Genomic DNA, 7,888 nt, shown 5'->3' with positions numbered 1-7,888 from the left:
TGGATATAAGCCGCCGTTTAGATTTATCCGAATGAGTAGTTGGAGAAATGCGCAAAGTCCTCTAGCCAGTTATGCGATGCCAAACCAATGGTTCAACGAACTGGGGTTGGTAAATCTTGAGCAAGTAGGAACAGGGTATGTGTTTAGCAATTATGCTGAATGGAAGTATGCATGAGCCGTATACGAGGTCCGTACGTACGGTTCTGTGAGAGGGATGAGGCGGTAACGCCTCACCCTACTCGATTACATCTCATCGCAGCTGACATTCAGATATCTTCTTTCCGCGACCAAGATTTTTACGCCTAGCATGTACTTGTTATGAAAAAGCGCTATTTGTTGTTATTGGGCTTATTGAGTTGTCTAGCGATAGTCTTCTCTGGTTATAAGCTGGTTTTTAATATTCCAGAACACCCTCAATTGATCACTGTCGGTGAAAACCGTGCCGGGCAACCATTAGTTTGTTATCGGAACGAGCATGCTTTGCCTCTAGACAAACACGGTCATCTGGGCCTTCTCGTGTGGAATATCTATAAGCAGAACAGAGAGGGCTGGAGCGAAGAACTTAGCCGTTTAAGTTCTGATGCGCAGTTACTGCTGCTGCAAGAAGCCAGCCTTAACACAGGATTAAAGCAGTGGCTGTCAGAGCAAGGGTGGGAAGGTAATCAGGTTAATGCTTTTAAAGTGATGGGGGAGTCTGCGGGAGTCATTAATCTTGCCAGAACCACACCTAACTTAGCCTGTGGTTATACCGAAATGGAACCTTGGTTACGACTTCCTAAATCGGCAATCTACGCTCGATATCCCCTCAGTAACGGGCAAGTACTCGCAGTCGTGAACTTGCATGCAGTTAACTTCACCTATGGCACAGATGAATACCAACTTCAGTTACAGGCGTTAGCCAATGAATTGAGTCAGCATACCGGCCCTATCATTGTTGCAGGAGACTTCAATAGCTGGAGCGAAGAGAGAGTGAAGGTGATGAAGCAGGTGCTTACGTCTTTAGGGCTCAATGAGGCCGATTTTTCTCCTGATAACCGAGTACGTTTTATCAGCGGCCTACCGTTGGATCATGTGTTTTATCGGGGCTTAAAGCTAGAAAATGCAAAAGCGCCCGAATCGGACGCTTCTGATCATAACCCATTACTGGTGCGCTTTAGCCTATAGCTATTTTAACCTATAGCTATTTTAACCTATAGCAATTTTAGCCCAGAGCAATACTGATAGCCCAAATACCGTAGTAGGCAACCCAGGGCAGGGTAGCAATAACGATTGCCTGAGCGCGCTCTATTTGCGTCCAGGTAATGACGGCTGCATAGCCGAGGAAAATATACCAAGGCAATAGCAGAGGAAATGAACTGGTAAAGGGTGACCAAGGATTGGTTAATGGCAGCTTAATTAAGCCATTGACACTGTTGAGATCGGCGGCGTAGCTCATGACTTGTCCATGCTTTAACAGCATGCTGGCATAACTGGCTAGATCGCCGATGACGGCCGGAAAAATCACAACTGAACTTGCGGCAAACCATTTCCAAAAACCTAATTTTGTCGAGCCTTGACGGGTGGCAAGGTTAAACCAAAGCGCCAGAAGAGCAATGGTCAGCGTTCGGCTCATAATGTCACTGATGATCTCACTCGCCAGTAAAGTATCCGCTTCCAGCAAGTGAATGAGATCAGGATTGGTCACTTCCATCTGGGCGGATAAGCCAGCTTTAAGCCATTCGAAATCAACGTTTGCGAAATAAGCACCCCAAAATAAAAATGGCGTGATCAGCAAAACAATAAATGGCTGCCATCCCCATGCACTGTGGTTGTAAAGAGCAGCAAAGCAGTCTTGTGGTGAACGGAAAATATCCACCAACAGAGTTAAAGGATTACTGGATGGGTTCATACGCTAACCTTAGTGACATCGACATAGAGTTTTAGATTTTGACCTGGTTTGAGGTATTTGTTATTCGACAAGTCATTCCATTTTACTATGTCTGCTGTTTTCACTCTAAACTTGTTGGCAATCTCACTGAGAGTATCGCCGTTACGCACTTTATAGAAAACGGTACGGATTATGGCGCCATCGGTGTTGTTTTTCCAAATCACTAACTTTTGCCCAATACGTAGCGTGTCTCTAGGCCCCATACCATTCCATTTTGCCAGAGAGCCCGTTGATATGTTGTGTTTGCGAGCAATTGTCCAAAGGCTGTCACCGCTTACTACGGTGTGAGTGAATTTGTATTTACCGCGAGAGATAGATTGCGTTTTCTCTAGACGGTTGTTTGCGCTTAATACATAGGCTTTTTCATCTTTCACTGACGTAGGAATCATCAGGTATTGACCAACTCGAATCGAGTTGTTTGATAGATTGTTAGCGGTTTGAATGACTTTCGTTGTGGTATTGTGGTGTGTGGCGATGACGCTCAGGCTATCACCACTTTTCACTTTGTAGCGGATCAACTTCATCCCTTCACCGCGGTGTTTTGCCGCGTTGGCAAGGAAAGTGTCTGCTTTATCTACTGGCAAAAGTAATTGGAATGGTCCATCAGGTGCTGTCGCCCATTGGTTGTAAGCTGGATTGTAGCTTTGCAGCTCTTTAACATTCAAACCAGCATATTTTGCCGCGATAGCGAGATCAAGCTGCTCTTTAGGGTCGACGAGTTTTAGCACTGGCTTATTGGCAATTACGGGAAGTTGAATACCGTATTTTTCCTGATTTGCGATGATGTCAGCCAATGCGAGTAGTTTCGGCACGTAACCGCTAGTTTCTTCAGGCAAATCGAGAGAGAAGAAATCGATAGGTTTACCTAACCTTTTGTTTTTACGAATCGCGCTTGAAACTCGACCTCCACCACTATTATAAGCGGCGATTGCGTGTTGCCAGTCGCCCTCGAAACGTTTATTTAAGTTGGTTAAGTAGGTAAGAGCCGCATCTGTTGAGGCATCGACGTCACGACGACCGTCATACCAAAAGTTTTGCTTAAGACCGTACATTTTTCCGGTTGCAGGAACAAATTGCCACAGACCTGCGGCGCTTCCATGAGAGTAAGCAAAGGCATCAAACGAACTTTCTACAATTGGCAAAAGGGCTAATTCAAGTGGTAAGCCTCTTTGCTCAATTTTCTCAGTAATAAGGTATAAAAAAGGTTGTGCGCGTTGTGCTACTTGTTGTAAATGACCGGGATGTTTTAAGTACCACGTTCGGTAGTAATCGATCGATTTTTGCTTAGGAATGCCCAAGGTAAGTTGCATCGCTATGCGTTGCCAGACGTCTTCTTGCTCTTGAGGCGAGATAGTCACTTCTTCAACAACCGATTCAACGGTCGCAGGTTTTCCTGAGACCGTGGGTTTCTTCGTGACTTGCTGTTGAGGTGCATTGACCTCAACATCGTCAGGTGTGGTTTGTTCTGCTGTCTGATTGAGTTGGCACCCAGCCAATAGGAGAGCCAACAGACAGCTAGTTTGTACTCGCATGCAAAAAATTCTTTTCAATAAATGGCTGGAGATAATACTTGCCTATTTATTGCTCTGACAAGTAGCAAATTTCTAAAAGTCGTTTTTCCACTCACGTAATGCGGTAAATATTGATATAGGATCATATTGCGCAGTACGATTTGCTACCGACTTGATTACACTGGCTTCCCTTGTGCGTAAGAAGGGATTTATCCACTTCTCTTTGCGCAAAGTGGTAGGAATGGTTGATTTGTTTTGTGCGCGCAGACGAATGACTTCATCACGATAAATTTGTAACTGTTCGTTATGGGGTTCCACGGCAATCGCAAAAGCAATGTTGCTTGCGGTATATTCATGAGCACAATACACCTCGGTTTCTTCTGGCAAAGCCTGAATTTTTTCCAGCGAAGTGAACATTTGCTCCATAGTGCCTTCAAATACTCGCCCGCAACCTCCAGAGAAGAGCACATCGCCGCAGAACAGTTTGCCATCTCCCACATAGCCAATATGACCGAGTGTATGTCCCGGTAATCCCAATACCCAGAAAGGTTCAGCAAACAGCTCTATTTGATCGCCAGCAGAAACTTTTTGCGTTAGATAAGGAACGTGATCATCGCTTGGACCTATGATTTCAATTTCCGGGTAGTGCTTGGCAAGTTCTCGTATGCCTCCGGTGTGATCATTGTGATGATGAGTGATTAATATCGTCTCTAATGTAAGTTGATGCTGTTCCAAATACGCCAGTACCGGGTTGGCATCGCCCGGGTCGACAACAGCGCAGCGGTTGTCGCTATTGTGAATCAGCCAGATGTAATTATCGTTAAATGCAGGTATGCTTTTGATCTGTAACATTAGTTGTCTCCAGTCACCTTGGTGAAGCGGGTTAGCGATGAAACCAGCACGCAGCGAAAAAAAAATTGAGAAACCTCATTCTTGGTCTCAATTGAAAAATGGTCAATGGGTTAGTGAGTCTATCCAAACACGGCTCGATGAGTGGTGCCCGAAACTCTTTGGCTATCATATGTTAAAACTGGGTGGCTTGAGTTGTGAGCTTGCCAGTTGTAACTGCAATATTCAACACCAAGTCCACCTTGATATAGAAAATCCCTTGCATACCGTGATTGCCGATGGTTTTGATTTGCCCTTCTTCGAGAAAAGCATAGATGCTGCAATCCTCGCTCATCAACTGGATTATTGTAACGACCCGCACCGAATGCTGCGTGAAGTCGACAGAGTGCTGATTGATGATGGTTACATGATCATTACTGGTTTTAATCCCATCAGTTTTACCGGGCTTGCGAGTTTAATGCCGTGGCGTAAAAATAATTTGCCCTGGAGTGGCAGAATGTTCACGCCAAATCGCATTAAGGATTGGTTAGGGCTGTTGAATTATCAGGTGATTGAGTGTGATCAATATGCGCTGTTTCCAATGCAAAAATACCGTACTTTCTGGACTTGGCTGGAAAATAGTCGGGGAGAGGTTGGCTCAACGTTTTGCAGTTTGTATTTTATTGTTGCTCGTAAGCGTACCTACCCACTCAAACCGATTAAGCCACACTGGCGTTTGAAGCGGCGTCTTTCTCCGCTTGGAGTGAATTACCGCATCAAACACGATGAAAAATAGCAGTTATTCGGGCTGATAACCTACATCTTCTTCTGTTGGGTTTTCAGCGGCTGCTCGTGCTAGCTCATCACACATTTCGTTTTCTCGGTGTCCGGCATGTCCTTTCACCCAATGCCAGTCTATTTGATGGCGGGCTGTTTCTTTATCTAAAGCTTGCCAAAGATCGGCATTTTTGACCGGTTTGTTGGCAGAGGTTTTCCAGTTGCGCTTTTTCCAGTTGTGGATCCACTGAGTGATACCTTGACGCACGTATTGACTGTCTGTGGTTAAAATGACGTGGCAGGACTCTTTGAGTGTTTGTAGTGCAACAACGGCTGCCAGCATTTCCATGCGGTTATTGGTGGTGAGTTTATAGCCTTTGGCGAGTGTCTTTTCGTTATTTTTATAACGCAGAACCACACCATAGCCACCAGGGCCCGGATTGCCTAAACACGATCCATCAGTGAAAATTTCCACCTGTTTCTTCATGATTTGATACTATTGGGTTACGCACACATTTGGCATAGTCTGACATATATATCCTGATGAATACTAGCAGCAATTCTGAATACGACCGTATTGTGGTTCTCGATACCGAAACAACAGGTATGAACCAGGAAGGCGGTCCACATTACGAAGGTCACCGAATCATTGAAATCGGTGCGGTGGAGATCGTCAATCGAAAACTTACCGGACGTCACTTCCATGTTTATTTGAAACCTGATCGGAAAATCCAAGATGAGGCGGTGGAAATCCACGGTATCACAGATGAGTTTTTGGTCGATAAACCTGAATATCGGGATGTTCATGAAGAGTTTCTCGAATTCATTAAAGATGCTGAGTTAGTGGCACACAACGCGCCCTTCGACGTCGGCTTTATGGATTACGAATTTTCTAAGTTGGGTGGCAGTTCGCTGAAAACTGAGCAGATTTGTAAAATTACCGATACCCTTGCCATGGCAAAGAAAATCTTTCCCGGCAAGCGCAATAACTTGGACATACTTTGTGAACGTTATGGTATAGATAACTCGCACCGAACGCTGCACGGGGCTTTGCTCGATGCTGAGATTCTTGCAGACGTTTACCTGTTAATGACTGGCGGTCAAACATCACTGCAATTTAATGCCGGAGCGCAAAGCGATGGTGCTGCTGGAGCGGGATCGATCAAACGCGTCGAAAGTGGACGAAAAGCACTAAAGGTATTGATGGCTACCGCCGATGAATTAGAAGCGCATCAAGAGCGTTTAGATTTAGTGGCTAAGAGTGGTTCTTGCCTTTGGCGTCAATAAGCGTGATCTGTTTTAGGAGATGATATGTTGAGGATTGGCATTGCCCTTATCGGGCTCCTCTTAAGTCTGAATACTTTTGCGAGTAGTGAATCCTCACTTTCTTTGTTAGATAACCGATTTCGTGTTGATCCTACCATCACTCAAATTACCTTTGTCATTTATCGCGAACAAGGTTCTCAACCGGTAGTATTGGTTCGCCCCGATGGTAAAAAGTATTACGCGACGCGTAATCCAGACAATGTCCGTTGGTATCAAGAGCCAACCATGGACATTATTTCTATCGACAAGCCAATGCCGGGGCCTTGGCAAGCGATAGGTAAAGTGTCACCGAAAAATAACGTTAAGTTGATCTCACATCTGCAACTCACTTCCGATACGTTTCCGAGTCGAATTTATCAAGACGAGGAGATGAAATTTACCGCTCGTTTAACTTCGGATGGTAAGCCATTGCTGCTTAAAGATTTTCTCGACCGAGTTAATCTGAAAGTCACTTTCCGTAAATACATTGATGATGAAGAGAGTCTGGTAAAAGAAGCTCGTCCTGTACCTACAGTCATAGGCGAGTTTGCGGATGACGGACGAGATCTGGATGAAAAGCCGGGCGATGGCGTGTTCACCGTTAAACTGAATATCACTCCAGATCCTGGTAAGTATAAAGTCAGAATTACTTCGGGTAATGGTGTGTTTTTACGCGCTCTGGAGCAGGAGGTGTTAGTCTATCCATCGCCACTTTCTGTCAGTTTTATACAATCTCGCGTCGAGACTGAACCGCACCAGCTCGCCATTAGTGGTGAGCAAGGCATGATTGAACCGGGTTCACTTGCTGCGCATATTCGTCATCAATCGCCTGACAATAAAGAATTTCTTGTTGAAGGCGCATCAGAGGCTGATTCGTTAAAGCTTAATTTAACCATTCCTTATCATGGTGATTTAGGTAATTACGCTTGGGAAGGTGGTGTTTATGCGACAGACATGGCGACTCAACGCCCGCTGTATTTCCCGATGAAGGAGAGTACTTACAGTGTGGTGCAGGAACTCGATCTGGAGCAGGCTCGATTGATGCAGGAAGCTGAAGCAGAACAACGGAGTCGAATTGCTCAAGAAGAACGGATACAGCAAGCCCGTGAAGAGCGTCGAACCGAATATATGATTTATATTGCTATCGGCAATGTAGTTGTGATTCTTCTGGCTCTGATTGGTTGGTTCTTTATGCGTAAGTTTAAAGCTCGTAAGGAAATGCTGCCTGAAATGCAGCTCAATATGCCGAAGAAATAATACAGAGCGGATAAAGGAAAGGGAGGTTAAACCTTAATGCCAATCAGTTAAGAGAATCCTCGTTCCCATGCTCTGAAGTGACCCCATAAAGTTGGACATTTCTGTTAAGCGGCTTGCAAGGCCTGATTTCGATATTCTATCGGAGTCAGGCCTTTAAATTTCACCTTAATCCGTTTTGTATTGTAATACTCTATATATTCTTCGATATTTGCAATCAGTTCATCAGCATCAGTGAAGCTTTGACCGTGATACATCTCTGTTTTGAGTAAAGCGAAGAAGTTTT

The 7,888-nt window shown here is 44.8% G+C and carries 9 protein-coding genes and 1 pseudogene; 5 read left to right on the top strand and 5 right to left on the bottom strand.

Annotation, left to right across the window (positions count from 1 at the left end; genetic code table 11):
• Positions 1-175: pseudogene (locus ACK5MF_RS15550) on the top strand (group II intron reverse transcriptase/maturase); the annotation flags it as partial.
• Between the two features lie 143 nt (positions 176-318).
• On the top strand, positions 319-1,164 hold the full coding sequence (locus ACK5MF_RS15545) for an endonuclease/exonuclease/phosphatase family protein (protein ID WP_416923491.1): 846 nt from the start codon (positions 319-321) through the stop codon (positions 1,162-1,164).
• A gap of 37 nt (positions 1,165-1,201) precedes the next feature.
• Here the strand turns inward: ACK5MF_RS15545 and ACK5MF_RS15540 are convergent, their stop codons facing one another.
• From ACK5MF_RS15540 to gloB, 3 genes are all read right to left on the bottom strand, one after another.
• Entirely contained in the window at positions 1,202-1,888 is a 687-nt protein-coding gene (locus ACK5MF_RS15540; protein WP_416923490.1) for a YIP1 family protein, read from the bottom strand.
• A complete protein-coding gene (locus ACK5MF_RS15535; protein ID WP_416923489.1) occupies positions 1,885-3,459 on the bottom strand; it encodes a LysM peptidoglycan-binding domain-containing protein in 1,575 nt (524 codons plus the stop codon). The genes ACK5MF_RS15540 and ACK5MF_RS15535 overlap by 4 nt, the downstream gene beginning before the upstream one ends.
• Before the next feature lie 72 nt (positions 3,460-3,531).
• On the bottom strand, positions 3,532-4,290 hold the full coding sequence (gene gloB, locus ACK5MF_RS15530; RefSeq protein ID WP_416923488.1) for a hydroxyacylglutathione hydrolase: 759 nt from the start codon (positions 4,288-4,290) through the stop codon (positions 3,532-3,534).
• 37 nt (positions 4,291-4,327) lie between these two features.
• Between gloB and ACK5MF_RS15525 the strand changes: the two genes are divergently transcribed.
• Positions 4,328-5,062: a methyltransferase domain-containing protein gene (locus ACK5MF_RS15525; protein WP_416923487.1), complete on the top strand. Its 735-nt coding sequence runs from the start codon at positions 4,328-4,330 to the stop codon at positions 5,060-5,062.
• A gap of 3 nt (positions 5,063-5,065) precedes the next feature.
• Here ACK5MF_RS15525 and rnhA read toward each other — a convergent pair whose 3' ends face one another.
• Entirely contained in the window at positions 5,066-5,530 is a 465-nt protein-coding gene (gene rnhA, locus ACK5MF_RS15520; protein ID WP_416923486.1) for a ribonuclease HI, read from the bottom strand.
• 56 nt (positions 5,531-5,586) lie between these two features.
• On the opposite strand from rnhA, the gene dnaQ reads away from it, so the two are divergent.
• Positions 5,587-6,330, top strand: coding sequence for a DNA polymerase III subunit epsilon (gene dnaQ, locus ACK5MF_RS15515; protein WP_416923485.1), 744 nt, complete (start codon positions 5,587-5,589; stop codon positions 6,328-6,330).
• Between the two features lie 24 nt (positions 6,331-6,354).
• Positions 6,355-7,605: a TIGR03503 family protein gene (locus tag ACK5MF_RS15510; protein WP_416923484.1), complete on the top strand. Its 1,251-nt coding sequence runs from the start codon at positions 6,355-6,357 to the stop codon at positions 7,603-7,605.
• Positions 7,606-7,709: 104 nt separating this feature from the next.
• Here ACK5MF_RS15510 and ACK5MF_RS15505 read toward each other — a convergent pair.
• Positions 7,710-7,888 (bottom strand): IS3 family transposase (locus ACK5MF_RS15505; protein WP_416919125.1); only part of this gene is annotated, 179 nt, incomplete at its 5' end.

It is taken from the genome of Vibrio sp. (assembly GCF_047973365.1).
Classification (GTDB): domain Bacteria; phylum Pseudomonadota; class Gammaproteobacteria; order Enterobacterales; family Vibrionaceae; genus Vibrio.
This window is presented reverse-complemented; position numbering and strand designations above follow the sequence as displayed.